The organism is Pseudomonas sp. Marseille-QA0332 (assembly GCF_054950175.1).
In genome coordinates this window covers 807,515-833,751 of sequence record NZ_CM143106.1, presented here as the reverse complement: position 1 = coordinate 833,751, position 26,237 = coordinate 807,515, and the positions used below count along the sequence as shown (strand labels likewise).

Sequence of the window (26,237 nt, the reverse complement as noted above, 5' to 3'; positions counted from 1 at the left end):
ACCTGTGTAGCGACAGATCACTGGGTATGTTCGTAACCAAGGGTGCACATCCGCACCCTTGGCCCGAGCGAAGTCAGGCGGCCCCGTTCAGCCGTTCGAAACCACACGCCAGATCCTGGATCAGATCCTGGACATCTTCCAGACCAATCTGCAGGCGCAATGTGTAACCGCCTGGCTGCCACTGGGTGGCAGTTCGATAATCGGCGCAATTGAACGGGATGATCAAGCTCTCATAGCCTCCCCAGGAGAATCCCATGCCAAAGATCGACATATTATCCAACATTCTGGCCACATCGGCTTTGACGTAGCGTTGATCCAGGACGATCGAAAATAGCCCCGACGCGCCTTTGAAATCACGCTTCCAGTATTCGTGGCCCGGGCAACTGGGGAACGCAGGGTGCAACAACCTCGAAACCTCGGGACGCGATTGCAACCAGGTGGCAATCTCCATGGCACGCACCTCTGCCTCCCTCAAGCGAAGGTGCATGGTGCGCAGACCGCGTAGCGCCAAGAAACAATCTTCTGGCCCAGGCAGCATGGCCATCGCATCATACGCCTGGCGTAACGCTGGCCAGGTCTCGGCATTTGCGGAGATCATTCCCAGGAGCAAGTCCGAATGGCCGCCGAGATACTTTGTGCCCGCCTCCAGTGAAATGTCGACGCCATGTTCATGCGCTTGGAAAAACAGCGGCGTCGCCCAGGTGTTATCAATAATGGTCTTGATACCGTGCCTGCGCGCAACGCTGACAATTGCAGGCACATCCTGAACCTCGAAACTTTGCGAGCCGGGCGCCTCGAGAAAAATGACACTGGTATTGGGCTTGATCAGCCGTTCAATGTCGGCACCGATCATCGGGTCGTAGAAGCTGATTTCCACACCGTAACGTGCGAGTAAGTTGTCGCAGAAATTACGCGCAGGACGATAGGCGCAATCTGCGATAAGCACGTGATCGCCCGCCTTGGTCGTGGCAAAGAAGGCCAAGGCGATAGCGCCCAAGCCAGAAGGCGCCATCACCGTACCGGCAGCGCCTGTCAGTTGAGTCCAGGCATTTTCGAGGTTCTCGATGGTTGGAGACCCCGCGGTACCGTAGGAAAAGCGCGAGCGTTTGTGCTCGATGTCATCCACTGTCTTGTAGACAATGGTGGAACCCCTGTATATGGGCGCATTGACGAAACCAGCCTGCTCATCAGGGTCCCGTCCCAACATAGTCAGCTGGGTGCTTATATGGTGACGATTACCAATTTTATTCATAACGTTTACCAAACTACGCAAAAAATTGATTACTCACCTCTCAAGCAACTTGAGAAAAGGTGAGATACACAGTAAGACGCCAAAGAAGGCAATGTAGTAAATTCTCCAACTTTTGTATACGTTGAGGGCCGGAACCTTGTACACAAGGTAACACGGTATGAGGCAAGAAACGATGCCGTAGACCGGGGCACCCACCTGCTGCAGAAGCAATATCGAGAACTTGGTCATGACCCAGCACCAGAGCATGGCAACGATAGCCACTGCCACGGCAAATGTCAGAACCCGAGGAGAGATAGCTCGTGCATCCATGAACCGGTTGATGATGTTCACTGCCATGCCTTTGAGCACTTCTTGGAAGCCCAGGTAGATACCGAAGAAAGCTGTCATGATCGCAAAAACATTCAGCGCAATCGACATGGTGGCCACCACCTTTCCAGGCAAGACCTGCGAAGCAACTGCCAGTACTGACACATTGTTCTTCGCTGCTTCTACCGCCTGCTCATGACTCAACGAAAACGTAAAGGACAGGACGAAGAAAATCACCGAGGTTGCCAGGATAACATAAGCGATCCGACTGGCTCGAATGGCTTTGTAGACAGCCATCTGGCTATCAGCCTCGCGCTTCCTGTATGCAATGTTCATGGGGCTCAATACTTGTACAAACAAGATTGAAATCAATGTAAACGGCAACGTTAGAACAGCATCGCGTACGAGCACTGTAAAATCCGGCAGCGAATCAATGTTTGACAGCGTCCATTTAGGAATCATTGCCAAACCCAGCGCGATGACGATAAGCAACTTCATCACGACCATAGGACCCGATACCTTGAACAGGATCTTTTCGCCTTGAGCGGCTATCAGCACGAGACCGATCAACACTACCAGCGGGTACCAAGGCTCGTTTGCCAGGCTCTCGCTAGTAACCCCGTAGCTCTGCAAGTATGAGGCGCTGTCGAACGTAACGGCCAGTGAATAGGTAAACATACCTTTCAAAAGCATCAGAAAGTAAGCAACGCTGAGTACGAACCCCCAATTACTACCTAAGTAATGAGTAATGATCCCTGTATAATCGTCGCAATGGGCACTTTTTGAAAGCGTTTTCAGGTACAGCTCCTGCAACATATACAGTGCGGGGTAGGCCAGGACCAGTGACAAAGCGAACACCCAGATGCCCTTGAGCCCAACCTGAATAGGTAGGAAGACCACCCCTCCGCCAATGGCCATACCGATACACAGGATGACCCACCCGGCGTCGTAACGGGTAAAAGGGATAGACGACTTATCAATTGTCCGCGTGTGCTGCGTTGTCATGACAGACATATAAGGTTCCATTATTTTTATTGGAGAGGTGTAGGCCTACCGACCAGAATTTCTTAGCGGGGTATTGGCGTTACTCCTACCACACCTTATAATCGTACTCGCCCTGCAAGACCAGCGATAGTATTTCATTACAGTTGTGAGGATCAGTCATAAATGCTTCCAAATAATCTCACACTAAAACAAATGATCATATTCGTTAAAGTTGTAGAGTGCGGAGGCCTGACAGAGGCCGCCGTCAAAATAAACCTGACCCCTTCTGCGGTCAGCAAGAGCCTTGCGCTGCTGGAAGAAAGCCTTGACACCAAGTTGCTGCAGCGCACCACCCGAAGTGTTTTCCTGACAGATGAAGGAAAATTGCTATACCAACAGTTCAGTGAAACCATCAGTGCGCTGGAATCCACGATCGACAGCCTTTCGTCCGATCTCACGGCGCCTAAAGGTCTACTCCGAGTCTCTACCCCCGTCGCTTTCGGCGCCCGCCACCTGATGCCCATTTTCTCGGCCTATCGTCAGCGCTACCCCAATGTCTCGTTGCAACTGGATGTTACCGACAAACAAGTCAATCTGAATGATGGCGATTGTGATGTGGCGCTTCGGATCGCCAGAAGTGCCCCAGACAATTATAAGGCCACGCCTATAGCCACCATGCACTGGTTTTTCTGTGCGTCACCGAACTACCTCGCGGCAGCAGGTACGCCAGATTGCATCCATGACCTTAAAGACCATACTTGCCTACTCTATCCCAATATTGACGAGACTTGGCACGCCTTCAGCAGCGAGGGTGAAAAGAAACTAATCACTTACGGCGAAATTCTCATTAAAGCCAATAGCAGCCTAGTGCTGCTGGAAGCCGCTCTCGAAGGACTGGGCGTCGCTTACCTTCCGTCCTATCTGATGGACACTCATGTGAAAACAGGTAGGCTGGTGCCACTGTTCAGGAACATTACACCAGACATGTCGAGAAAACTGTTCGCTCTGCACCTGCCTGATCGTGGCCGCAATAGCGCAATCCACTCCTTCGTAGCATTCCTGAGCGAATGGGCCAGCCCTACCGCCCCTTGGGACTCATGGCTGTCGGGCTATCCACAACTGCTTGACTGCTAGAGGGGCGCTGCTTGGTCATTGAGTAGCATAACGGCTTTCGGCCTGATGCCGACCCAAACGGAGAATAAACAGCAAGAGCGTTCCCAACGTAAGCGCGGCTCCTGTGATTAACAGTGAGTCGCTATAGCCACCATAGCGAGCTGCCAGGTAACCCGCGGCCGCAGGCGCAATGATCTGGGCCACACCGTAACTGATCGTTAACTTGGCCATGGCCTTTGCTGGGTTGTCCGGAAAACTGCGACCAACCAGAGCGAGAGTAAGACTCACGATACCCACGAAGGTACTGCCGAACAACAGCGCGCCGACGATATTGATTGACGTGCTATCGGTGAACCGGGGTATCAAAATCGCAAGCGTTTCAAGGATGTTTGCCACAATCAATGCGGTCACCGTGCTGGTCGAGCGCGCCACCCTGTCCCAAAGAAAGCTGGAAGGTATTGCAGCGGCGCCGACAATGATCCACACAACGCTACCGATCTGCGCGAAAAACTCGAATTTCCCAAGAATCGCGACGATGAATGTTGCACCAATGGCGTAGCCAAAGCCGGTGCAGAAATAGAAGGCGATCAGCACCTTCATCCAGCCTGACGACATATGGCTCGAATCGTTGGAAGCTGTCATCGCTTTGCGTGACACCTTCACCGGCTTTGGCATCCACCTCCAGGCCATTGGCAAAAAGAGCAACGCGATGGTGGCCATCCAGTACCATTGCTGATACCACGCGAAATATTTTGACATGAGGATGATCGCCACCCCCGAAACAATGATTCCCAAACCCAGCCCGGTAAAGTGCAAGCCGAGCTCCTGGCTCAGGCCTTTGCGCAATAGCCAGTTCATAATCAACCCCGATGCGATCAACATGCCAGCGACGCTGGCCGCCCCGCTGACAAAGCGCAAGATCGCCCACAGATACAAATCGTTAGTCATACCCATTGCCGCGGTGCTCGCAACACTCACTATCAAGCACACTTTGTAAAGCCTGTACTTCACGGAAAGGTCGCTCATATTGGCCGCGACCAGGGCGCCGACGATATAGCCAATGTAATTGAATGTCGCCAACCACCCGCCCGCCAGAAGCGAAAGCCCCGCTTCTTTATTCATGATCGGCAACAACGGTGTGTAGGCGAAACGGGCCAAACCAACCGTAATGATAAGCGCACAAATACCCGCGATGACTACCTGTGGTTTACTCAATGACAATGCGTCATCAGCGGTTTGCATTACTTCGCTCCTTGAGAGGCTGCACAGAGCACTGCGCACTGTGGAATACCGAAATTTAAGGGGTGACAGTTGAAGACGTTTATCTTAAGGTGCCTCGCTGATGTCCCTCTCTATATGCCCAGCCATTTTGTATCGACGAGATGCCACTGCATGCCCAGATTCTCCGAAACCTGGCAATATCTCCCTCGCCTAGGTAACGATATCGACCGCCAACCGGCTCCGGTACGCCTGCGCGCTCAGCACATGCCCGCACGTAGCAAGTTCGAGCCCCATGCACACGACTGGAACCAACTCACGTTTGCAACTGAAGGGGTGTTGAGTGTGATGATCGATAACGCCTGCTATGTCATAGCCCCAGGACAAGCCTTGTGGATCCCAAGAGGCGTTCTCCATACGACCGGCACCGCGCTAGGCGCTACGCTATCGAGCTTGTACGTCAACGAAAGCACCGAGACCCCCGCACAGACCAGAGCTTTCATGGTTTCCAACTTGCTCAGGGCATTGATCGTCGAAGTAGGCAGCTTCGATCAATGCACCCCGAGCGATTATTCGGCGCTCGTCACGGCGCTGATGAGTAAACAACTGGACAGGATGAAGCCGATACACTCGCCCCTTCCCTGGCCGACGCAAGGTGTCACGCTGGAGCTTTGCGAAGCGCTTTACAACGACCCTTGCTCTGAACGTGATGCAGAGGCCTGGGCGGTACATTTCAAAATGTCAAAGCGTACATTGGCCCGGCATTTTGAAAGAGAAACCGGCATGTCCATGCGTATATGGACGCAGAAACTGAGATCTCTTAAGGCATTGGAGCTTCTGGCAAGTGGTAGCACGATCACCCAAGTTGCCCTGTCCTTGGGCTATTCATCGACCTCTGCTTTTACCTTCATGTTTCGCTCGGAGTTCGGCCTCAGCCCAAGCGCTTACATGAAGCGCCCCTGAAACGCTCTAACGACCACTACAAAAAAGGAACTCTTCATGTCCGCTATTCAAGACTTATACCCTGCCAAGTTTGCACACTGCTACGGGTGCGGCGTGAACAATCTTCATGGTCACAAACTAAAGAGTCACCTCAATGGCGACATCGTTGAGGCACGTTTCACAGTGGATCCGATTTATTCCGGCGGCGTTCCTTACCACGCCTACGGCGGCCTTCTCGCCTCACTTCTGGACTGCCACGGTGCCGCATCTGCGGCGGCCTTCGCCTATCGCGCTGCGGGACGGGAAATGGCGGATGACGCCCACCCGATGCGCTTTGTGACGGGCACCTTGACATTGAGGTTTCACAAGCCAACGCCACTCAATGTCGAGTTGCTTCTGCAAGGCACGCTCAACTCGCTGACCGATCGGAAAGCCATCATCAATCTCACTTTAAGCGCCGACGGCGAGCTGCATGTTAGCGCTGAAATGATCGCGATTCTTCTTGTCGAGTCTGACAAGAGGACATGAGGGTGATCGTTTAATCAGCGCAGCAGTCGCCCGACGAGCGCCCTTCAGCGCAGCGCTCGTCGCAGCATCCAGTAGTGGCCGACTTAGGCAACTCCGCCACGCTTTTCAAACTTCCTGGGGTACGCGTAAAGCCGACGGTGTACGTCAACCAGAAGGTCACCGACGTTGTTCGGCTCGCAGCACGCACTGGCCGCTGGCCGCCAGTGTGCCTGGGATCATGCGCTCAAGGCTTGATGCGCCGCTTCGTATTCGGCTTTGAGCAAACGCTTCATAAGCTTCCCGGTGGGCTCACGCGGCAGTTCATTTCGAAAATCGAACTGTTGCGGGCATTTGACTCCGCCCAAGGCATCGCGAACGAATCTGCGAAGCGCCTCCGCCAGCTGAGCGTCACCTTCGACACCCGGACGTGGCTGAATCACCGCAACGACTCGCTCCCCCATTTCATCGTCAGGTGCACCAAACACGGCAGCGTCTTCTACCTGAGGATGCGTAATCAATAGATTTTCGATTTCCTGAGGGTAAATATTGACGCCGCCCGAAATGATCATGAAACTCTTGCGATCGGTCAGGAACAGGTATCCATCCTCATCGACCCAGCCGATGTCGTTGAGCGTGGCCCAGCCCTTGGCGTTGTAGGCTTGTCGGGTTTTTTCCGGGTCATTGTGATACTCGAACTTCGGGCCGTCTGCGAAGTAGACATCACCTTGTGTACCAGCCGGGACCTCTTCGCCATCCGGGCCGAGGATTTTCACCTGCCCCAACACCGCGCGCCCTACCGAACCCGGTTTGCTCAGCCATTGCGCCGAATCCAAGGCGGTGATTCCACAGGTTTCGGTGCCCGAGTAGTACTCATGAATGATTGGCCCCCACCATTCGATCATGGCATGCTTCACCGGTACCGGACACGGCGCAGCGGCGTGAATGACTGCCTTGAGTGATCGGTAGTCGTGCTGTTGCCGCACTTGGCTGTCCAGCTTGAGCATGCGCACGAAGTGAGTCGGTACGAAGGTCGCGTGGGTGATGCGATGCTGCTCGATCAGAGCCAGCGACTGCTGCGCGTCGAAGCGCTCCATGACTACTACAGTACCGCCGAAGCGATGAATGACCATGGCCCAACGCAGGGGGGCCGCGTGATACAGCGGCGAGGTCGAAAGGTAACGACTGGCACTGTCCATGCCGTACAAGCCTGAACCTAACTGCATGAGCGGCGTCTTCGTCTCGATCGGCCCCGCGGGCAACTGGGGTTTCACCCCTTTGGGGCGCCCGGTCATACCCGATGAATACAGCATGTCAGAGCCCGCGCTAGGGTCGCTGACCATCGTGACCGGCATCCCCTCGCAGGCCTTCAGGAACGGCGTACGGCCTGGGGCATGGCTGAAGACGCTTAACGCCGGAGACGCCACTTGGCCAGCAGCCTGCTCGGCGACTTGGGAGTAGTCCTGGCCAGCGATGAGTACCTTGGTTTCGGAGTTTTCCAGCACATAGGCCAGATCACCGGCGGAGGTCTTGGTCGAGACGGCCGTGAAGTATAGCCCAATACGCTGGGTGGCCCATGCCACCACAAAAATTTCGAAATCATTGCCCAACACCACCGCAACGGTGTCGCCGCGCTTGAGATCCAGATTTCTCAGTAGATGCGCGCCTTGGTTGGCAAGTGCATCGAGTTCCCCATAAGTCAGCACTTCATTGCTCGATGCCAGGATGCAGGCTGGCTGATCAGGGCAGGTTCTGGCGTGAATCGACGGGTGCATGGCGTGTCCTCTTATTGTGATTGTCGGGGTGCGCTACAAGTGCCACTCAGCGGCCCTGCCACCTTGGCGGACGCTTCTCGGCGAAGGCCTTCGGTCCTTCGATGGCATCCCGGGACTTGAGCATGGCCTGCACTTGCGGGTAGTCCCATTGCTCAGCCAACGCCTGTGCCACAGGCACATCCAGCCCACGCATCACTGCCTCCTTGGTCGCACGCACGGACAACGGACTGCACGACAGGATATCGTCCGCCCAGCGGCGCGCAGCAGCCATGACGTCACCATCCACGACTTCGTTCACAAAGCCCAGTTGAAGTCCTTCGGTGGCGCTGACCCGACGCCCGGTCAGCAGCATGCCCATGCTACGCTTCAAGCCGATCAGGCTGGGAAGACGCTGCATGCCTCCGGCAAGCGCCGCGAGACCAACCTTGGCCTCGGGTAATGCGAACGAAGCGTTGGAGGCAGCCACGATGATGTCGCATGCCAATGCCAGCTCGAAACCACCGCCCATAGCCACACCGTTGACGGCGGCAATCACCGGTTTGTGCAGATCGAAGCGTGAGGCGAGCCCGCCGAACCCTTTGTCAGGCGTGCCCAGGTTGGCTTCATCGACCTGTTGCTTGAGGTCATGCCCTGCGCAAAACGCCTTGGCCCCGCTGCCCGTCAAAATGGCCACCCACTGCTCGTCATCGTTGGCGAAATCATCGAAGGCCTGCTGCAGCTCTTCATGGGCCTTGTAGTTCAGGGCGTTGTACGCTTCCGGCCGCTGCAGGGTGACGACGGTCAAGCGACCTTCACGCTCCACACTGATAAATCGATAGTCCATCACACGGTCTCCAGCGATTGGGCAAGCATGCCGCTGAGGCGGCGATCGATGATGTTGCGCGCGTCACTGACCATGCGCTCAATCAGCACCTCGCAGGTCGGGATATCTCGGATTAGCCCCTGAACCTGCCCGGCCCAGACCAGCCCCGCGTCTAGATTCCCAGTCTCCAAGGCTTCTCGCCCTTTGGCGCCCGAGACATAACCGCGGATATCTTCGAAAGTTGCACCCGCCGCTTGCGACAAACGCACTACTTCATCGGAAACGCTGTTGCGCGCCACTCGGCCGGTGTTGTGGAAACGTCGAAAGATCAGGTTGGTCGAGCGTTCGTCGTTGTTCACAAGGAAGGCTTTGATCGCATCGTGGATGGGGGCTTCCTGGGTCGCGCAGAAGCGCGTGCCCATGTTCACGCCTTCGGCACCCAATGCCATGGCCGCTGCCAGACCACGGCCATCGCCGATACCGCCACTGGCGATGATCGGGATGCTGACCTGATCGGCAGTAGCGGGTATCAACACCAGCCCGGGAATGTCGTCCTCCCCCGGGTGCCCCGCGCATTCGAAGCCGTCGATGGAAATAATGTCGACGCCCATGCGCTGTGCCGAAACGGCATGTCGCACCGCCGTACATTTGTGGATCACGGTCAAGCCGTGAGACTTTAAGGCTTCCACGTGCTCTTGCGGCTTGTTACCCGCCGTTTCAACAATCCGCACCCCAGACTCGATGATCGCCTGCCGGTACTCGGCGTAAGGTGGCGGATTGACCGAGGGCAGAATGGTCAGGTTCACCGCAAACGGTTTGTCGGTCATGCTGCGGCAGCGGTCGATTTCCCGGCGCAGGTCGTCCGGTGTGGGCTGCGTGAGCGCAGTGAGGGTGCCCAGGCCACCGGCGTTGGACACTGCACTGGCCAGCTCGGCACGCCCCACCCACATCATGCCGCCCTGTACGATGGGATGGCGAATGCCCAGCAGCTCGGTCACACGGTTGCGAAAGGCCATTACAGTATCTCCAGGATCGTCACGTTGCTGACGCCACCGCCTTCGCACATGGTTTGCAAGCCATAGCGCTTGCCGCGGGCCTTCAGGGCATGGATCAGGGTTGTCATCAGTTTGCTGCCCGACGAACCCAGCGGGTGGCCAAGGGCGATGGCACCCCCGTTCACGTTCAGGCGTTCAGGATCTGCTTCAAGGGCGTCGAGCCAGGCCAGTGGTACCGGTGCGAACGCTTCATTGACTTCGTACAGATCGATGTCGGCGATGCTCATGCAAGCCTTCTTCAGTGCCTTTTTGGTGGTGAAGATAGGTTCCTCGAGCATGATCACAGGGTCACCTGCAGTCACGGTCATGTCGACGATACGGGCAATGGGTGTCAAACCATGGGCCTTCAGGGCTCGCTCGCTGACCACCAGCACGCCAGAGGCGCCGTCGCACACCTGGCTGGCATTTGCGGCGGTTACCACACCGCCTTCCTGCAACGGCTTGACCGCGCCGATGCCCTCCAACGAGGCATCGAAGCGAATACCTTCATCCACCAGATGCAGGCCATCGCCGACGGCCAGGCCGATGATTTCGTCCTTGAAGGCTCCAGATTGGGTAGCTTGAGCAGCCCGCTGATGGCTCTGCAAGGCAAACCGGTCCAGCGTAAGACGGTCATAGCCATACTTCTCGGCCAGCATTTGCGCGCCACCAAACTGGCTGAAGGTGTTGACGCCGAAGCGCTGTTTGATGCGCTCACTGAATGGGCCAATGCCGATGCCCTCTTTTTCGTGAAAGGACATGTTGGAGAACATCGGCACGCGGCTCATGCTTTCCACGCCGCCGGCAATCACCACATCCTGCATGCCTGACATCACCGCTTGCGCGGCGAACTGCACGGCCTGCTGCGAACTGCCACACTGGCGATCGACGGTAACCGCCGGCACGCTCTGGGGCAGCTTCGAGGCCAGCACCACATTGCGCGCAAAGGCAAATGCCTGCTCACCCGCCTGGGTTACGCAACCGATGATGACATCGTCTACCGCTGCCGGATCGATGCCCGTGCGATCCACCAATGCATTGAGAATCTCACCGCCCATGTCGGCCGGATGCCACCCGGCCAACTTGCCGTTACGGCGCCCACCAGCCGTACGCACCGCCGCAACTATGTATGCATCAGCCATGACTCAACTCCTTCTTGTTCTTCTGAGTTCGTTGCGCGACAAATGCGCCGACCTTGTCGCGGACATAAGCCTGAGTCGCCAGCGTGGAAATACTGCGCGCTTCCTGTTCGAGCTGTGTTTCAAGGGGCGTCCCCAGGGTATCGAGCAGAAGCCTGCGGACCCCACCCAGCGCTGGAACATGCATCGCCGCCAGGCTAAGAGCCACCGCCATGCCTTCGATATGCAGCTGCCCCGCCGCGACTACCCGTGTGATCAGGCCAAGCGCCTTGGCCTGGTCCGCACCCACGCGTTGATTGAGCATGATGATTTCCTGGGCGCTGCGCAGCCCCACCAACCGGGGCAGCAGCCAGCTGAGGCCGCCGTCAGGGCTCAAGCCGATGGCGCCATAGGCCGGCGTGAACGATGAGCCCGCCTCGGCCAGCACGATATCGCCCACAAGCGAAAGGCTCATACCCGCACCCGCCGCAGCGCCGTTGACCAGCACGACCAAGGGTTTTTCCATCCTCATCAACCTGGAGACCGCCAAGTGCAAGGTGCCCGCGAGCTCACTGAGGAACCCCGGTATACCGTTGCCGGCGGCCACGAATGCATCCAGGTCGCCGCCGGCGCAGAACAGCTTGCCGCTGCCGGTCAACACTACGCACTGTACTTCGGTTGCCTGATCGCACGTAATGACGGCCTTGAGCAGCGCCTGGGCCAACGGCAGGTCTATAGCATTGCCTTGCTGCGGCCGGTTCAAGGTGATGGTGGCTATACCTTGTTCTATGTTGAGCAGTACGCAGTCGTTCATCGGCAACCCTCCAGGGCGCGATAGGCCAGTTCGGCCAGCACGGGAAAACTTTTTCCCCGTTCACGCGCATGCGCTGATGCGGCGGTACCACGAATGACCCGGCCTTTGATGCCGTGGAAAATGGCAGCCATGCGGAATAGGTTGAAGGCGATATAGAACGACCAATCCGGGATTGAATCGCGTCCGGTACGTTCGCAGTACGCCTGCACGTACTGCGCTTGCGAAGGTATGTTCAAGCGCTGCAAGTCCGCCCCCCCCAGCCCTGCAACGATATCGGGCGGCATCTGGTACATCATCGCGTGGTTGGCGAAGTCCGCCAGTGGGTGCCCAAGGGTGGACAACTCCCAATCCAGCACAGCCACTACTTTCGGCTCGGTGGGGTGGAAAATCATGTTGTCGCAGCGAAAGTCGCCATGCACGATACGGGTCTCGTCGCCTGCCGGAATGTGCTTGGGTAACCACTTCACCAGCCAGTCCATGTTCGGGTCCCGCCCTGCCGCTTCATCCTCCAGGTACTGGCGACTCCAGCGACTGATCTGCCGGGCGAAGTAGTTGCCGGTCCTGCCGTAATCCTGCAACCCGACTTGCGCCGGGTCGATGCGGTGCAAGGCAGCAAGTGTCCGGTTCATCGCATCGAAGTAGCTGGGGCGCTCATCGTGGCGGACATCCGGCAAGGTAGCATCCCAGAAGATTCTGCCTTCGACCTTCTCCATTACGTAGAATGGCGTTCCCAGAACCGACGTATCTTCGCAAAGGGCAAAAATCCTCGGCACATTGAAGCCGACCTTACCCAGCGCCTGCTGTACCTGAGCTTCCCGCTCGATCGAGTGAGCACCTTTGAGCAAAACACCCGATGGCTTGCGTCGCAGCACATAGCTGCCGGCCGGCGTGGTGATCTGGTAAGTAGGAATGGACTGTCCACCCTTGAATTGCAGCACGGTCATAGGCCCACTGAAGCTATCGACGTTGGCCCGCATCCAGCGTGCAAGGGCCTGCTCATCGATGACCATTTCAGGCCGCACAGCATCCGCACCGGCATTGGCTTGCTGTTCCAGAATATTCATTCCTTGGCCCTCGCCCGCTCGCGCTTGATTGTTTTCGCCAGCGACCACTTGTGAACTTCTGTGGGGCCGTCGTAGATGCGGAATGCCCGTATTTCTCGGAACACCTGTTCAACAATGGAGTCTTCGGTGAGACCGCTGCCACCCATGACTTGTACGCAGCGATCAGCCACCCGCATCAGGGCCTCACTGACCGCTACCTTGGCCATGGAGCTTTCGGTGCCGCCTACGGCTCCGCTGTCCAGCACACTGGCGCACCACTGAATCATCAACTCGACCTGTTTGAGGTCGATCAGGTTCTCGGCCAGGCTGAAGCCTGTTCCTTCGTGATCGATCAACAGTTTGCCGAAAGCCATGCGGCGGTTGGCGTAATCGGTGGCGATTTCGTTGGCCCGCAGGCAAGCCCCGTACCAGCGCATGCAGTGAGACAGTCGGGCAGGCGCTAGCCTGACCTGGGCATAGCGAAAACCTTCACCTGCGTTACCGAGCATCTGCTCGGCGGGCACCCGCAGGTTGTCCAGGGTGACCACCGCATGGCCACCCGGCATCGAGCTGTCGATTGTGCGAGGAATCCGTTCGATGCGAATGGCCGGGTCCGGCAGCGACACCAGGAACATGCACGCACCTTCCTGGGCCTTGGCCATGACGATGCCGATTTTTGCACCTTGGGCGCCGGTGATGAACGCCTTGCGCCCATTGATCACCCAGCTATCACCCTCACGGTGACAATGAGTACGCATCATAGATGGATCAGATCCGGCGCCGCCGTCTTCGGCTGGCTCGGTCATGAAGAACGCCGATCGCGCCCTGCCAGTCACCATTGGCTCCAGGAAATGCTGCTTGATGTAGTCACTGCCGATTTTACCCAACAGGTACATGTTGCCTTCATCTGGCGCGCAAGTGTTGCAGGCCAGCGGCCCCAACGGCGACAGGCCGGTACGTGCGAGCACCAATGCGGTACCTTGTTGGCTCAGGTGACCACCGTCAGCGAGGATATGTGGCGTGAGCACACCCGCCTCGCGCGCTTTTTCGCGCAGCTCCAGCACCAGTTCGTCTGTCGGGCAGTCGTGGTGGTCGCGGCGGCGGTCCTTTTCGTAGGGCACCACGACTTCACGGACAAACTGCTCGACACGTTCGGCAATCGCTGACGCCAGCTTCAGGTCACTGACGCTCATCGGGCTGCCATCCTGATCGCGCCGTCCAGACGAATGACTTCACCGTTGAGCATCGGATTCTCGACGATCGACTGGACCATCTGGGCAAACTCGTCGGGTTGCCCCAAACGACGCGGGAATGGCACCTGCTGACCGAGTGACTGCTGGGCGTCTTGTGGCAGCGAAGCCAGCAGTGGCGTGAGGAAGATGCCAGGCGCGATGGTCATTACACGGATGCCGTAGCGGGCAAACTCACGGGCCAATGGCAAGGTCATGCCCACGATTGCGGCTTTGGAGGCGGCATAGGCAGGCTGTCCGATCTGCCCATCGAACGCGGCAACGCTTGCGGTGTTGATGATGACACCACGCTCCTCGCCCTCCTGCTCGGACGCGTGCAAGCGGGCCGCAAACTTGGACAAGACGTTGAAGCTGCCGTTGAGGTTGATGTTGACGATGCGTGCAAAGTCGCTCAACGCCAGCGCCTTACCGTCACGATTGAGCGCTTTGGCGGGCGGACCGATGCCTGCGCAGTTGACCAGGATTCGCGCTTTGCCATGCACGCCCTCGGCGGTTTCAAGCGCGTGCTCCACCGCAGCCTCATCGGTGACATCGGCCTGGATGAACAAGCCGCCAATAGCGGCTGCATGGCTTTCACCCAACGCCGGGTTGAGGTCAATGATCGTCACCTTGGCACCCGCCGCAGCCAGGCGAGCGGCAACCGCACCACCAAGCCCGGACGCGCCGCCGGTAATCACTGCTGGCACATCTTGAATCTTCATCGAGCACATCCTCTTGCTTGTTCTTATCGGGATAGACATCGGTGGAGCGTGCAGGGGGAAACACTTAAAACCAGAAAGTAGACCACCTACTCATGGGTAGGCTAGAATTCTCACTATGGCCCTGTCAAGGTTGTGCACGATGAAAAAACGGCGGGCCGCAAGCTACAAGCCGTATTCGATACCGCGAACTGGATGACCAACGTGACTGAAGCCTCACCTTTTCAAACTGCAAGTCAGAAACAGAACGAACGGGAGGCGAAGCGCCAGGCTGTGCTGCGCGCCGCCGTGCGCATTTTCAACGAGCGAGGGTTTCATGCCACCTTGCTGGAGGATGTCGCGGTCAGCCTGGGCATTTCCAAACCCACTATCTATCACTATCTGGGTAACAAGGAGCAGGTCCTGCTCCAATGCGTTCTGCATGGTTTGGAGCAATTGATCGAAGCCGCGGGCTCTGCCCGACAGGAGCCTGGCCGCGGCATCGACCGGTTGCGCAACTACCTGAAGCGCTACGCCGAGATCAACATGGATGACTTTGGCCGCTGCGTGATTCGCACCGGAGATGAAGCCCTCTCCGAGGAAGGCCGCAGGCAGTTCAGGGCATTGAAAGGGGAGATCGATCTGGCCATGCGCGCACTGATCGAAGAGGCCATCAGCGACGGCTCGATCGCCCCCTGCAATTCCAAATTGCTAGCGTTCACCCTGGCGGGTGCGCTCAACTGGCCCGCTCGCTGGTTTTCTCCAGAGGGCAAGCAAACCAGGGAAGAGGTGGCGGCGCAGATGGTCGACCTGCTAACGGTCGGTTTCGCACCGCGCTGAAGGCCTATTGCGACAGGGAAAGTACGTGGAGACAAAGGAGAAGATCATGCTCACCCTGCACAGCGATCCGGATCCAACCTTCACCGGCCCCATGGTGTTGTCCACGCAAGTCAACCGCTCCCACCTGCTGCCGCTGATTTCCCGGGCAGCAGGAACACTGACGCTCCTGTGTGCACCCGCCGGTTTCGGCAAAACCACAACCCTGGCGCAAGCCTTCGAACAATTTACTCAGGCAGGTATTGCAACTGCATGGCTCAGTGCAAAGCCCACTGACAACGACTTGTCGCGGTTTCTCAATTGCCTGGACAGGATCGCCAGGCATCTGCGCATCGCGCAAGCGGGTTGCGATGCCATTACTAGCCTGACGAGCCACAAAGCGCCCTTTGCCCTGTTCGTAGACGAACTGGAAAATATCCAGGAGGCATCCGTCTTGGCACTGCTTCAGGAAATCGCGCTGCATCTTCCACACCGCGCCTACCTGATTGTGGCGACACGCTCGACCCCGCCCATGGCGCTTTCCCGGCTGCGGGTCAGCGGCCGACTCACTGAAATCAGCGCCAGTGAGCTGCGCTTCGATCTCGATGAGAGCAAGGCACTTTTCACCACCCAACTCAACGTGGGCAACCTCTCGCTCGCAGATGTCGAGCACTTGCATGGCAAGACTGAAGGCTGGCCAGCCGCCTTATGGCTGGCAGCGATTGCCCTTAAACGCAGCGAGTCGCGGATGGACTTCATCGACCAGTTCTCCGGCTCGACGGGCACTGTGGCCCAGTATTTGAGTGAAGTGGTCCTGGCCGAACAGCCCGCAGCTGTCCGAGTTTTTCTTTTGCGCATCAGCGTGCTGAGGTCATTCAACCTGGCATTGTGCGAGGCCCTCAATCAGCAGGCTAACAGCCGGGAGATGATCGAACAGCTTCAAGCTCAGGGCCTGGTACTCTCCATAGAAACGAAGTGCGGATATTGGCGATTCCATGGCCTTTTCGCTGAGTTTCTGCGCGACCAGTTGATCAACGAAACGCCCAGCCTGTGGCAAACCCTGCACTTGCAGGCATCGCAGTGTTACGAGGCCCTGGGGCACGCTGTGCTGGCCATCGATCATGCTGTTCAGGGACAGGCATTCGAACAGGCCATCGGGCTGCTTGAGCGGCACACCGAGTCGCTTCTGGAACAAGGTCGTATGCGCCTGCTGCGCCACTGGTTCACATCGATTCCGCAAGACCTGATTGAAGCGCGTCCGGCCTTGTACACGATGTCCATCTGGGCAACCGCTCTGACCGAGGGCGCCCATGTCGCAGGTGAACAACTGGCACGCATCGACTGGCGCGACAGCTCGGACTTGGTTGTACGCAACCATGGCGCCGCACTCTATCCCACATTGCTCGGCATGCAGGATCGCTGCGAAGAGGCTGTCACTGCCGGCAAACACGCCCTGGAAAACATGCAGGCTGGGCACAACTTCGCCAGCGCCACGCTACTCAATGCGATCGCACACCAGACCCTGATCATCGGCGATGCCAGGGATGCACAGTTGATGCTCGATACGGCCCGCCGGCTGCATGGGGGTAAAAGCCTGTTCAACCGGATGTATTCGGAGACCACCGAAGGGTTGATTGACCTGCTTCACGGTCGCCTGCGCCATGCTTCTGCCCGCTTCCGGCTGGCCATCGAGGCCACCCGTGCCACACGCAACAAACATACGCATGGCAATGCCTGGGCGGGAGTGCTCTACACCGCGACCACCTACGAGGCCAATGATCTCGACACAACGCGGCACCTGATCAACGTCTATCTGCCGCTGGCCCGTGAGGTCGGCGTGCCTGACCATCTGATCCTTATCTACTTGCTCAAATGCAGGCTCGCCTTTGCTGAAAACGATCTCGATACTGCGCTGCAGGCGATGACCGATCTGGAGTACCTCGGCCACAGCCGAATGCTGCCCCGCGCGGCAGCGGCTGCGCAACTTGAGCGCGCCAAGATGCTGCTGATCCTAGGCAAGGCAGCCGCCTCGAAGGATGAGTTGACACGTGCGGACGACCCGGCAATCTGGGCGCGCGAATGCCGCCAGCGCTTACTGGCACACGACATTCATTACCTACGACTGGCCAGGCTGAGGTGGGACATACATTTCGCTGATCCCGTTGCAGCACTACAGCAGGTTAACGTTGACCTCGACGAAGCCTACGCATCGGGGCGGCGCCATCGTGCGTTGGTTCTGCAATTGCTCAAGGTGCTTGCGTTGCACCGTTGCGACAATATTCTTGCTGCTCACAAGGAACTCGAGGAGGCGCTGATTTTTGCCGCCCAGGAGGGCTATGTGCGCACACTCATTGATGAGGGGCCTTTGCTTACCAGCATTGTTGCAGAGTTCAAGCACGCCTATGAAGCGCGAAAATCCAGGGACCCCCTCCTCTCGGACTACTTGCGCGGCCTCGCCCTTGGCTTCGGCGCAGTGGATGTGGACGAACACTGCCACACCGCACTACCGCCATCGTTGGCAGAACCGCTGACGCGCAAGGAAATCGAAGTACTCAAACTGCTGACCGAAGGTTGCTCGAACCTCGACCTGGCTGACCGGCTGCACGTGTCCAACAGTACCGTTCGCACTCACTTGCGCAACATCAACGCCAAGCTCGACACCAACAGCCGCACCCAGGCATTAGCCGTGGCTCGCAGGCTGGGCCTGGTGTCCTGACGCCATCGGGAAAATCGTCTTTTACGACGATTTTCCTCGCCCCCCTTCTCCATAGACTGGACCTAGACACTCGCGGTTTGCACACAGAGGCAAACCTGGCGTCCGGCTATGCAGTTTCGCCGATCCAACAACAATAATTAATGGGATTACGCAATGAACGAGCAGAGTACGTCCTTCACCTATGGCGACAGTAAAGTGCACCCTGGCCGCTGGTACGCGGTAGGTTGCCTGATCATCTTCTACGCCATCTCGATGGTCGACCGCTTCATCCTTTCCGCCGTCGCTCAACCCGTCAGTCAAAGCCTGGGTTTGACGAACACACAGATCGGCCTGCTGCTGGGGGCAGGGTTTGCCATTCTGTATTCTGTTGCAGGCATACCGGTCGCCTACCTCATAGATAGAGGCAACCGCACACGCATCATCCTCATCGGCGTGTCGCTGTGGTCGCTGATGACCGCTGCATCGGCGTTTACCGCCGACTTCAGCACGCTGCTCATCTGCCGCGCGGGTGTCGCCATCGGCGAAGCCGTGCTGACACCTGCCGCAATGTCCCTGATCGGCGATATGTACCTGCGCAAGGAAAGAGCGTTGCCAACCAGCCTGTACATGGCGACCGGCAATATCATGGCTACGGGCGCATTTCTTATTGGCGGAGCCGTGTACCAATACGCAGGTACGCAACAGCTGATGCCTGCAATGGAAGCTTGGCGCTTCACCCTGTTCGCAGTGAGTTTGCCTGGGTTCCTGATGGTGGTGTTGTTTGCACTGAGCGTGCGTGAGCCTGCACGGGTTACATCGCAACCCACCGAACAGAAAACCACGGTTGATGCGCTGTTGCCATTCCTCGTCGGTAACAAAGCGATGTTCATCCCATTCTTCCTTGCGACCGGGATGATTTCATCGTTGACGCTCGGGATCATTTCCTGGGCTCCAACACTGTTGATCCGCCTGCATGAACTCACCGCCTCCCATGCCAGCTATGTGTTCGGATCTGTGGGGCTGCCCACCTCGGTTTTCGGCACCCTGTGCCTGCCCTGGCTGGCCGGCAAACTACAGAAAGCTGGCAGGCCAGATGGCATCATCCTGATTCTGATGCTCTCGGTTGCCATTCCGGTACCCGCCATCATTGCGGGCCTGTTGTCGGGCCAATACTGGCTGTTGGTCACGGCATTCGCCATTTGCATGATGTTCCTGCCCAGCATCTCGGTGATGACCTGCCTGGGCATGCAGATGATCAGCCCCTCTCGCCTCAGGGCACGCACCGTTGCGGTGAATCTGCTGGTGATCAACCTGTTCGGCTACACCGTTGGCCCATTCCTGAGCGGCCTGCTCGCTGACAGGGTATTCAGCGGCCCTGCCGCCATCGCCTTTGCGCTGGCCACCATGGCCGCAGTCATCGGGCCCGTCGCGATTCTGGGCTTCCTGTTCGCGCGCCGTCACTTTGGCCAGATGATGAGCACGCAGAAAGACTAAGCGCGCTTTTCACGCAGGCCAACAGTATGGCATGACTCCAAACAAAAATAAGACTGGAGCCTTTATATGACTTTTCGCACCGCAGCGCTGCTGATCTCCACGTTGCCAATGTCGATTGCCGCCCAAGCACAAAGTCCATTCTTCACCGAAAGCTCGGCCAGCGTTCTGCTACACAACTACTACATGGATCGTGATTATAAGGACCCGCAAAACCCTGCTCTCAAACGCGAACTGCGCGAGTGGGCGCAGGGCGTGACGCTTGACTTCAAGTCAGGCTACACCGAAGGGCCAGTAGGCTTCGGGCTGGACCTGAGCAGTATGACCGGCATAAAGCTCGACTCCTCCCCGGACAGGGCGGGTACGCAACTCTTACCCGTTGACTCGAAAGGACGTGCCGAAGATGACTTCAGTACCTTCGGTGGCATTGCCAAAATGCGTGTTGGCCAGTCGAAGCTAAACAGCGGTCGAATGGTACTTCTCCTGCCTGTTGCATACTCGAGCCCCGGGAGGCTGCTGCCACAAACTTTCCAGGGTACAACGTTCCAGTCGGAAGACATCGACAACCTGACACTGATGGCTGGCTACCTGGACCGGATCAAGTTCAGGGACTCAAGCAACTACGAGAACATTCGGGTCACGGCGCAGAATGGCCGCTTCCTCGACGTGGACTCCAGCGGTTTCACCTATGTTGGCGCGAAGTACAAGGCAAGCCCGAACCTCACTGCCAGTTATTACCACGCGACCTTGAACGATATCTATCGCCAGGATTATGTGTGGCTGGTGCATGACTTGCCGCTGGGACCCGGTAGCCTAAAGACCGACTTTCGCTGGGTAAAGTCGAGAGAGGACGGCGCGGCCAATGCCGGTAAGGTCGACAACGACAACTACGGCGTCGTGTTCCGCTATTCCTTGGGCGGCCACACGTTCAGCACCGGTTACATGGCCCTGTTCGGTGACACCGCCCAGCCCTACATGGGGCGCAGCGAACCCTCCCCAACCGTGGAGGGTGCCATCGCCACCGACTTCCTGAATGCCAAGGAACGCACCTGGCAAATACGTTATGACTACAACTTCGCCGCCGCCGGCATTCCTGGCCTGACCGCCATGCTCTGGCACATGCGTGGCGACAACATCGAATTGCCAGACCGCATGGGCGGTAGCGGCCGCTATGAACGCGAAAGCCAGGCCCAAGTGGCCTATGTGATCCAGTCCGGCCCCCTGCAAGGCCTTGGCTTCAAGGTCCGCCATGCCTGGTACCGCAACGACTTCACCCAGGCGGCGACCTTCCGCGACAACAACGATCTGCGTGTGAACATCCTTTACACCTGGAAACTCTGGTGAGACCGGTCAGGGCGCCGCTTGGATACGCCCTCAACAGGAGACTGTATGCAACGTTTCGGCTTCAGTACTGAACATGACATTTTCCGCGAGAGCTACAGGGCGTTCCTGCAAAAAGAGGTATTGCCCCACAAGCAATCGTGGCGTGAGGCAGGCATCGTTCCGCGAGAGATGTTCAAGAAGATGGGCGAACTTGGCTATCTGCTGGTCTGGGCCGACGAAGAACACGGCGGGCTGGGGATGTGGGATTTCCGTTACCAGCAGATCATGATCGAGGAAGATAACCGCTTCGGTGAAGTGGGCTTCTATCACACCTTGCACAGCCGACTGGTGGCCCCCTACATCAAGCACTTCGGCAGCCCGGCACAGCAAGCCCGCTACCTGCCGGCATGCGCTACCGGTGAGAGCATTCTGGCTATTGCAATGACCGAGCCGGATGCCGGTAGCGATCTCGCAGGCATGAAGACCCGCGCCCAAGAGCGGGATGATCACTGGCTGCTCAACGGTGCGAAGACCTATATTTCCAACGGTATCAATGCCGATGTGGTGCTGGTCGCCGCCAAGACCTCCCCGGACAACCCTCGGCAGATTGGCCTGTTTCTGGTTGAGCGCGACATGCCAGGTTTTGCCCGCGGCAAGCGCCTGGAGAAAATGGGCCTTCATGCACAGGACACTGCCGAGCTGTTCTTCAATGACGTACGAGTCCCCAAGCAAAATGTGCTGGGCGACGTCGCATCGGGCCTGCAGTATCTGAAAACATCGCTGGTCGAGGAACGACTGATCTCCGCGGCGGGCTCGCTGGCCAATGCTCAATGCGGATTCGACCTGACGCGCGACTATGTGACGGAGCGCAAGGCGTTCGGCAAGAAAGTTGCCGACTTCCAGAACACCCGCTTCATCATGGCCGACCTGGCTGCAGATCTTGAGGTCGCTCAAGTCTATGTCGATCATTGTGTGGCCCAACACAATGCTGGTGAGCTTTCAGTGCAGTCGGCCGCCAAAGCCAAGCTGGTCACCAGCGAGCTGGAGTCGCGGGTCATGGATGCGGGCGTACAGCTGCACGGTGGCGCCGGCTACATGCAGGAATATGAGATCTGCCAGCGCTTCCAGGACGCTCGTGTCTCTCGCATCTTTGCCGGCAGCTCGGAAATCATGAAAGAAATCATCGCACGCGCGGTCTTTGCCTGACCAACGCCAAAGGAGGAAACATGGGGCCGCTCAATGGGATCAAAGTCGTGGAGTTTTCCGGGATCGGGCCAGCCCCCTTCGCGGCAATGGTGCTGGCCGACCTCGGCGCAGACGTCGTGCGCATCGTACGCCCCGGTACTCCAGTCGACCCCGCAGATGTGCTGAGTCGAAACCGACCTACTGTGGAGGTCGACATACGAAGCGCTCAGGGGCAGGCCGACGTGCTTACCCTTGCTGCCAAGGCTGACATCTTGATCGAAGGCTTTCGGCCGGGGGTAATGGAAAAGAACCATCTTGGGCCACTTGAATGCCACGCCGTCAATCCGCGCCTGGTGTACGGGCGCATGACAGGCTGGGGGCAGACCGGTCCACTGGCGCCTGTAGCGGGACATGACATCAACTACATCGCCCTCACCGGTGCATTGCACAGTATTGGCCGACCGGGCGAAGCGCCACCTCCTCCCGTGAACTATGTGGGTGATTTCGGCGGCGGTGGCATGCTGCTGCTCGTCGGAGTGCTGGCCGCCCTTCATGAAGTCACGCGCTCCGGAGCCGGGCAGGTGATCGACGCGGCCATGACCGACGGAACCTCACTGCTGACCAGCTTCATTCATGGTTTGCGAGCAATGGGGCATTGGGGCAACGAACCGGGCAGTAACCTGCTCGATGGCGCAGCGCCCTTCTATGATACCTACCGGTGCGCCGACGGCCGGTTCGTAGCGATCGGGGCGATCGAGCCGCAGTTCTATCAGCAGCTGCGCACACTGTGCGGCCTCGAGGACAGCCTGTTCGCCGAGCAGATGAACTGTTCGAAATGGCCATCGCAAAAGCAGGCCATGACAGAAATCATCGCCACCCGCAGCCGTGACGAATGGTGCACGCTGCTCGAAGGGACCGACGTCTGTTTCGCACCCGTGCTTGATTGGGAGGAGGCGCCACAGCACGCCCACAACCAGGCCAGGGAAACGTTCCTGACTGTCGGGGGTGTGGTTCAACCCGCCCCGGCGCCTAGATTCTCTCGCACCTCGCCAGCCACACCGCAACCCGCCCGTGCCTCAAGCCTTGAGCAGGTTCTGCAAAGCTGGAGCAGCTGAGGCGCAAATCGCTTAAAGCTGAAACGAACAAGGGGGCCCGGATCGGGCCCCCTTGTTCGTTTCAGCCGAGATTCAGCCCTCGGCCACTTGCACCACCGTTTTACCAAGGCCTTTGCCAGAGAGTACAAACTCAAGCGCCGGCGCGAATGCATCAAAACCGAATACTTTGCCAATGGGGGGCGCCAACCGCCCTGCCGCCACCCAGGCCAGTAATTCCTGTACATGGCCGGCGCTCTTTTGTGCTTCGTAGATCTGGAACTGCCGCACATCGACGCCCACCAGCGAAGCGCCTTTGAGCAGCGGCAGGTTGGCACGAAGCGACGGGATGGGGCCACCGGCAAAGCCCACGACCAGATGGCGGCCACCCCAGGTCAGGGATCGGAAAGCTGGCTCGAACAGCGGACCGCAGACGGGATCGAACACCACATTGGGCCCTTTTTGATCACACAGTTCCTTGACCTGATCACGGAAGTTCTCTGCAACCGAGTCAATCACATGATCGGCCCCCAAGCGCTTCACGAACGCGCGCTTCTCGTCTGACGATGCGACGGCGATTACCCGGGCGCCCAGGCATTTGCCAATCTGCACGGCAGCGCAGCCAACCCCACCGGCAGCACCGATGACAAGCAAGGTATCCCCTGCCTGCAGATGGGCTCGATCACGCAATCCGTGCAGTACGGTCAGGTAATTGATCTTGAAGCCAGCTGCCTGGGCAAAATCCATGTTCGCCGGAATACGGGTGACCGTCGACGCCGGGGCAACTGCCAACTCCGCCAAACCTCCGTGGATCTGGGTGATAACACGATCACCAGCGGCAAACCCTTCGACACCTTCGCCGACCGCCTCGACCCAGCCGCTGACTTCTTGCCCTGGAACATAAGGCAAGGGCGGCTTGACCTGATAACGCCCAAGCGACTCCAGCGCGTCGACATAACCGAGGCCGCAGGCGGCTATGCGCAGCAGCAGCTCGCCTGCCGCGGGCAGCGGATCAGGTGCGTGTACCATCCGGTAATTATCAATCGACTCCAGATTGTTCGTTTCTACCCGTTTCATCTGTCTCTCCGGTCTAGGTGTTTACAGGTCGTTAAAGGGACATCCGCTCAGTTGAAGCCTCTAAACTCGGCAATGGCCGAAAGCGGCTCACGCTCGGTGCGCAGGGTATTGATGGGATGCTCGGGGTCGGCATAACCCAGGGAAATCCCACAGAACACCATCAACTCTTCAGGGAGATCCAGTTGCCGCTCCACCGTTTCATGCACGAGCGTCCAGCAGGCCTGCGCACAGGTAGCCAACCCCCGCTCCTGGGCAAGCAGCATCAGCGTCTGCAGAAACATGCCGAGATCCGCCCACTGCCCTTGGCCCATGCTGCGATCGACAGCGAGCAGCATGCCAACCGGGGCATCAAAGAAGGTGAAGTTGCGAGCGAACTGTTTGCCACGGCCAATGCGGTCATCGCGCGCGACATTCAAGGTGGCATAGAGGTCTTCACCACACTTGACCCGCCGTGCCTGGTAATCGGATTTGAGATCTGGCGGATAGATTGGATAGCCCATTCCCTCACCACGAGGATGACGGGCGAGCGTGTCAGCAACCTCACCCTTGAGCCGGAACAGGCTTGACCCGGCGAGCACATACAACTTCCAGGGCTGAAGGTTACCGCTGGAGGGAGAGTAACGGGCCGTATCGACGATCTCCCGCACTAACGCCTCGTCTACTTCACGTGGCAAGAAGGCACGGATTGAGTGCCTGTTCATCACTGCATGCTTTACCGCGGACATGGCGCCTCGCCTTTTCTTCTCAGACCTGGAAGAATCCTATCCTTGCGAAATGCGGATTAAAATAGTAGAAAATCGATTTCACTAATGCGTTTTGTCGATGAAGATAACCTCCCTTGCCGAAGTAGAAGCGTTCCTTGCTGTGGCCCAGTGCAAGAGTTTTGGTGGCGCTGCACGTGACCTGGGCATCGCTCAATCAACCGTCAGCCGCCGTATCACCAATCTGGAGGAGCGCCTCGGACATCAGCTCCTTGTCAGAACCACTCGCAAAGTCGCACTCACCGACGCCGGCATTGGTTACGCGGCCGACTTACGCACCGTGTTGACCGAACTGGAGAATGCTGACGCCCGCCTGCAGCAAGGCCTGCTATGTGCCGAAGGGGTATTGCGCGTGACAATGCCCACTGCCTTTGGCCGTGCATTTGTGCTCCCCAGGATCGCTCGCCTCAACGCCCAGTACCCGCGTCTGCGTTTCGAGATTGATCTTTCTGACCGCTATGTGGATCTGCTCGATGGGGAGTACGATGTGGCCATTCGCATGGCCTCACCTGCTCAGTCGGGAGTGCGCTACGAAAAAATCCACCATTTCACCTTGGCGCTCTGTGCAGCGCCTGCTTATTTGCACGAGCACGGTACGCCCGCCGATATCTCCGATCTGGCCGATCACTGGTGCCTGGCACAGCGCGTCTATGCGCCTGTCAACAGCTTCCCGGTCACCTGGGAAGGCCATCGGACACAATTGCAGATCAATCCGAGGATCAGTGTGAGTGACTCGACATCACTGCGCGCACTGTGCTTGGCTGGAGCCGGGCTGGCGGTATTGCCGAACTACCTGGCAAATGCCCCCCTCGCCTCAGGAACGCTCACGCGTGTGCTGCCCGCGCTGAAATTTGCCGATCACGATGTTTTTGCGAGTTACCTTCGGCACCGGGACGAAGCAGAAAAGGTGAAGGTATTTTTGAAGGCCCTGCGTCGTTGAAAATGCGCTATGAGAGATTACCAACG

23 protein-coding genes are annotated in these 26,237 nt (G+C 58.0%); 10 read left to right on the top strand and 13 right to left on the bottom strand.

The annotated features are described in order from the left end of the window. Window positions 1–73: 73 nt before the first annotated feature. Window positions 74–1,252 (bottom strand): cystathionine beta-lyase, encoded by a 1,179-nt coding sequence (metC, locus tag ACY8GK_RS04175; RefSeq protein ID WP_462402409.1) that lies wholly within the window; start codon window positions 1,250–1,252, stop codon window positions 74–76. 33 nt (window positions 1,253–1,285) lie between these two features. Beyond that, the gene (locus ACY8GK_RS04170) at window positions 1,286–2,572 is read right to left on the bottom strand and encodes an amino acid permease (RefSeq protein WP_462402408.1); all 1,287 of its coding nucleotides are present in this window, start codon (window positions 2,570–2,572) and stop codon (window positions 1,286–1,288) included. Window positions 2,573–2,725: 153 nt separating this feature from the next. On the opposite strand from ACY8GK_RS04170, the gene ACY8GK_RS04165 reads away from it, so the two are divergent. Further along, window positions 2,726–3,676: a LysR family transcriptional regulator gene (locus tag ACY8GK_RS04165; RefSeq protein WP_462402407.1), complete on the top strand. Its 951-nt coding sequence runs from the start codon at window positions 2,726–2,728 to the stop codon at window positions 3,674–3,676. Between the two features lie 15 nt (window positions 3,677–3,691). Here the strand turns inward: ACY8GK_RS04165 and ACY8GK_RS04160 are convergent, their stop codons facing one another. Beyond that, a complete protein-coding gene (locus ACY8GK_RS04160) occupies window positions 3,692–4,897 on the bottom strand; it encodes a YbfB/YjiJ family MFS transporter (protein WP_462402406.1) in 1,206 nt (401 codons plus the stop codon). Window positions 4,898–5,047: 150 nt separating this feature from the next. On the opposite strand from ACY8GK_RS04160, the gene ACY8GK_RS04155 reads away from it, so the two are divergent. After that, window positions 5,048–5,836 (top strand): AraC family transcriptional regulator, encoded by a 789-nt coding sequence (locus ACY8GK_RS04155; protein ID WP_462402405.1) that lies wholly within the window; start codon window positions 5,048–5,050, stop codon window positions 5,834–5,836. Window positions 5,837–5,872: 36 nt separating this feature from the next. After that, the gene (locus tag ACY8GK_RS04150; RefSeq protein ID WP_462402404.1) at window positions 5,873–6,343 is read left to right on the top strand and encodes a PaaI family thioesterase; all 471 of its coding nucleotides are present in this window, start codon (window positions 5,873–5,875) and stop codon (window positions 6,341–6,343) included. A 215-nt stretch (window positions 6,344–6,558) separates the two neighbouring features. Here ACY8GK_RS04150 and ACY8GK_RS04145 read toward each other — a convergent pair whose 3' ends face one another. The 8 genes from ACY8GK_RS04145 to ACY8GK_RS04110 are packed head-to-tail and all read right to left on the bottom strand — an operon-like array spanning window position 6,559 to window position 14,856. Beyond that, entirely contained in the window at window positions 6,559–8,094 is a 1,536-nt protein-coding gene (locus tag ACY8GK_RS04145; protein ID WP_462402403.1) for an acyl-CoA synthetase, read from the bottom strand. 46 nt (window positions 8,095–8,140) lie between these two features. Then, on the bottom strand, window positions 8,141–8,917 hold the full coding sequence (locus ACY8GK_RS04140) for an enoyl-CoA hydratase-related protein (RefSeq protein ID WP_462402402.1): 777 nt from the start codon (window positions 8,915–8,917) through the stop codon (window positions 8,141–8,143). Further along, entirely contained in the window at window positions 8,917–9,912 is a 996-nt protein-coding gene (locus ACY8GK_RS04135; RefSeq protein WP_462402401.1) for an NAD(P)H-dependent flavin oxidoreductase, read from the bottom strand. The genes ACY8GK_RS04140 and ACY8GK_RS04135 overlap by 1 nt, the downstream gene beginning before the upstream one ends. Next, entirely contained in the window at window positions 9,912–11,072 is a 1,161-nt protein-coding gene (locus ACY8GK_RS04130) for an acetyl-CoA C-acetyltransferase (RefSeq protein WP_462402400.1), read from the bottom strand. Before ACY8GK_RS04130 ends, ACY8GK_RS04135 begins: the two co-directional genes overlap by 1 nt. Next, a complete protein-coding gene (locus ACY8GK_RS04125; protein WP_462402399.1) occupies window positions 11,065–11,862 on the bottom strand; it encodes an enoyl-CoA hydratase/isomerase family protein in 798 nt (265 codons plus the stop codon). Before ACY8GK_RS04125 ends, ACY8GK_RS04130 begins: the two co-directional genes overlap by 8 nt. After that, entirely contained in the window at window positions 11,859–12,926 is a 1,068-nt protein-coding gene (locus tag ACY8GK_RS04120) for a phosphotransferase (protein WP_462402398.1), read from the bottom strand. The genes ACY8GK_RS04125 and ACY8GK_RS04120 overlap by 4 nt, the downstream gene beginning before the upstream one ends. Next, window positions 12,923–14,098: an acyl-CoA dehydrogenase family protein gene (locus ACY8GK_RS04115; protein WP_462402397.1), complete on the bottom strand. Its 1,176-nt coding sequence runs from the start codon at window positions 14,096–14,098 to the stop codon at window positions 12,923–12,925. Before ACY8GK_RS04115 ends, ACY8GK_RS04120 begins: the two co-directional genes overlap by 4 nt. Further along, window positions 14,095–14,856 (bottom strand): SDR family NAD(P)-dependent oxidoreductase, encoded by a 762-nt coding sequence (locus tag ACY8GK_RS04110; protein WP_462402978.1) that lies wholly within the window; start codon window positions 14,854–14,856, stop codon window positions 14,095–14,097. The genes ACY8GK_RS04115 and ACY8GK_RS04110 overlap by 4 nt, the downstream gene beginning before the upstream one ends. A gap of 132 nt (window positions 14,857–14,988) precedes the next feature. Here ACY8GK_RS04110 and ACY8GK_RS04105 point away from each other — a divergent pair, with 132 nt between their 5' ends. The 6 genes from ACY8GK_RS04105 (at window position 14,989) to ACY8GK_RS04080 (ending at window position 23,457) form a co-directional block, all read left to right on the top strand. Continuing rightward, window positions 14,989–15,672, top strand: coding sequence for a TetR/AcrR family transcriptional regulator (locus tag ACY8GK_RS04105; RefSeq protein ID WP_462402396.1), 684 nt, complete (start codon window positions 14,989–14,991; stop codon window positions 15,670–15,672). Window positions 15,673–15,718: 46 nt separating this feature from the next. After that, window positions 15,719–18,364 carry a LuxR C-terminal-related transcriptional regulator gene (locus ACY8GK_RS04100; protein WP_462402395.1) on the top strand — a complete coding sequence of 882 codons (2,646 nt, stop codon included), beginning with the start codon at window positions 15,719–15,721 and terminating at the stop codon, window positions 18,362–18,364. Window positions 18,365–18,517: 153 nt separating this feature from the next. Next, entirely contained in the window at window positions 18,518–19,837 is a 1,320-nt protein-coding gene (locus tag ACY8GK_RS04095; RefSeq protein ID WP_462402394.1) for an MFS transporter, read from the top strand. A gap of 66 nt (window positions 19,838–19,903) precedes the next feature. Next, the gene (locus tag ACY8GK_RS04090) at window positions 19,904–21,178 is read left to right on the top strand and encodes an OprD family porin (protein WP_462402393.1); all 1,275 of its coding nucleotides are present in this window, start codon (window positions 19,904–19,906) and stop codon (window positions 21,176–21,178) included. Window positions 21,179–21,223: 45 nt separating this feature from the next. After that, a complete protein-coding gene (locus tag ACY8GK_RS04085) occupies window positions 21,224–22,363 on the top strand; it encodes an acyl-CoA dehydrogenase family protein (RefSeq protein WP_462402392.1) in 1,140 nt (379 codons plus the stop codon). A 20-nt stretch (window positions 22,364–22,383) separates the two neighbouring features. After that, entirely contained in the window at window positions 22,384–23,457 is a 1,074-nt protein-coding gene (locus ACY8GK_RS04080; RefSeq protein WP_462402391.1) for a CaiB/BaiF CoA transferase family protein, read from the top strand. Window positions 23,458–23,529: 72 nt separating this feature from the next. On the opposite strand, the gene ACY8GK_RS04075 is transcribed toward ACY8GK_RS04080, so the two are convergent. Further along, the gene (locus tag ACY8GK_RS04075) at window positions 23,530–24,510 is read right to left on the bottom strand and encodes an NADPH:quinone oxidoreductase family protein (protein WP_462402390.1); all 981 of its coding nucleotides are present in this window, start codon (window positions 24,508–24,510) and stop codon (window positions 23,530–23,532) included. A gap of 47 nt (window positions 24,511–24,557) precedes the next feature. Further along, on the bottom strand, window positions 24,558–25,235 hold the full coding sequence (locus tag ACY8GK_RS04070; protein WP_462402389.1) for a nitroreductase: 678 nt from the start codon (window positions 25,233–25,235) through the stop codon (window positions 24,558–24,560). A 97-nt stretch (window positions 25,236–25,332) separates the two neighbouring features. On the opposite strand from ACY8GK_RS04070, the gene ACY8GK_RS04065 reads away from it, so the two are divergent. Next, on the top strand, window positions 25,333–26,211 hold the full coding sequence (locus ACY8GK_RS04065; protein WP_462402388.1) for a LysR family transcriptional regulator: 879 nt from the start codon (window positions 25,333–25,335) through the stop codon (window positions 26,209–26,211). Window positions 26,212–26,237: the final 26 nt, after the last annotated feature.

Bases quoted from the DNA above. Each gene is read 5' to 3' on its own strand.
- ACY8GK_RS04110 (WP_462402978.1), bottom strand. From the start codon at position 14,856: ATGAAGATTCAAGATGTGCCAGCAGTGATTACCGGCGGCGCGTCCGGG.
- ACY8GK_RS04080 (WP_462402391.1), top strand. From the start codon at position 22,384: ATGGGGCCGCTCAATGGGATCAAAGTCGTGGAGTTTTCCGGGATCGGG.
- ACY8GK_RS04165 (WP_462402407.1), top strand. From the start codon at position 2,726: ATGCTTCCAAATAATCTCACACTAAAACAAATGATCATATTCGTTAAA.
- ACY8GK_RS04170 (WP_462402408.1), bottom strand. From the start codon at position 2,572: ATGTCTGTCATGACAACGCAGCACACGCGGACAATTGATAAGTCGTCT.
- ACY8GK_RS04120 (WP_462402398.1), bottom strand. From the start codon at position 12,926: ATGAATATTCTGGAACAGCAAGCCAATGCCGGTGCGGATGCTGTGCGG.
- ACY8GK_RS04135 (WP_462402401.1), bottom strand. From the start codon at position 9,912: ATGGCCTTTCGCAACCGTGTGACCGAGCTGCTGGGCATTCGCCATCCC.
- ACY8GK_RS04095 (WP_462402394.1), top strand. From the start codon at position 18,518: ATGAACGAGCAGAGTACGTCCTTCACCTATGGCGACAGTAAAGTGCAC.
- ACY8GK_RS04085 (WP_462402392.1), top strand. From the start codon at position 21,224: ATGCAACGTTTCGGCTTCAGTACTGAACATGACATTTTCCGCGAGAGC.
- ACY8GK_RS04130 (WP_462402400.1), bottom strand. From the start codon at position 11,072: ATGGCTGATGCATACATAGTTGCGGCGGTGCGTACGGCTGGTGGGCGC.
- ACY8GK_RS04100 (WP_462402395.1), top strand. From the start codon at position 15,719: ATGCTCACCCTGCACAGCGATCCGGATCCAACCTTCACCGGCCCCATG.
- ACY8GK_RS04090 (WP_462402393.1), top strand. From the start codon at position 19,904: ATGACTTTTCGCACCGCAGCGCTGCTGATCTCCACGTTGCCAATGTCG.
- ACY8GK_RS04160 (WP_462402406.1), bottom strand. From the start codon at position 4,897: ATGCAAACCGCTGATGACGCATTGTCATTGAGTAAACCACAGGTAGTC.
- ACY8GK_RS04145 (WP_462402403.1), bottom strand. From the start codon at position 8,094: ATGCACCCGTCGATTCACGCCAGAACCTGCCCTGATCAGCCAGCCTGC.
- ACY8GK_RS04070 (WP_462402389.1), bottom strand. From the start codon at position 25,235: ATGTCCGCGGTAAAGCATGCAGTGATGAACAGGCACTCAATCCGTGCC.
- ACY8GK_RS04125 (WP_462402399.1), bottom strand. From the start codon at position 11,862: ATGAACGACTGCGTACTGCTCAACATAGAACAAGGTATAGCCACCATC.
- ACY8GK_RS04155 (WP_462402405.1), top strand. From the start codon at position 5,048: ATGCCCAGATTCTCCGAAACCTGGCAATATCTCCCTCGCCTAGGTAAC.
- ACY8GK_RS04150 (WP_462402404.1), top strand. From the start codon at position 5,873: ATGTCCGCTATTCAAGACTTATACCCTGCCAAGTTTGCACACTGCTAC.
- ACY8GK_RS04075 (WP_462402390.1), bottom strand. From the start codon at position 24,510: ATGAAACGGGTAGAAACGAACAATCTGGAGTCGATTGATAATTACCGG.
- metC (WP_462402409.1), bottom strand. From the start codon at position 1,252: ATGAATAAAATTGGTAATCGTCACCATATAAGCACCCAGCTGACTATG.
- ACY8GK_RS04115 (WP_462402397.1), bottom strand. From the start codon at position 14,098: ATGAGCGTCAGTGACCTGAAGCTGGCGTCAGCGATTGCCGAACGTGTC.
- ACY8GK_RS04065 (WP_462402388.1), top strand. From the start codon at position 25,333: ATGAAGATAACCTCCCTTGCCGAAGTAGAAGCGTTCCTTGCTGTGGCC.
- ACY8GK_RS04140 (WP_462402402.1), bottom strand. From the start codon at position 8,917: ATGGACTATCGATTTATCAGTGTGGAGCGTGAAGGTCGCTTGACCGTC.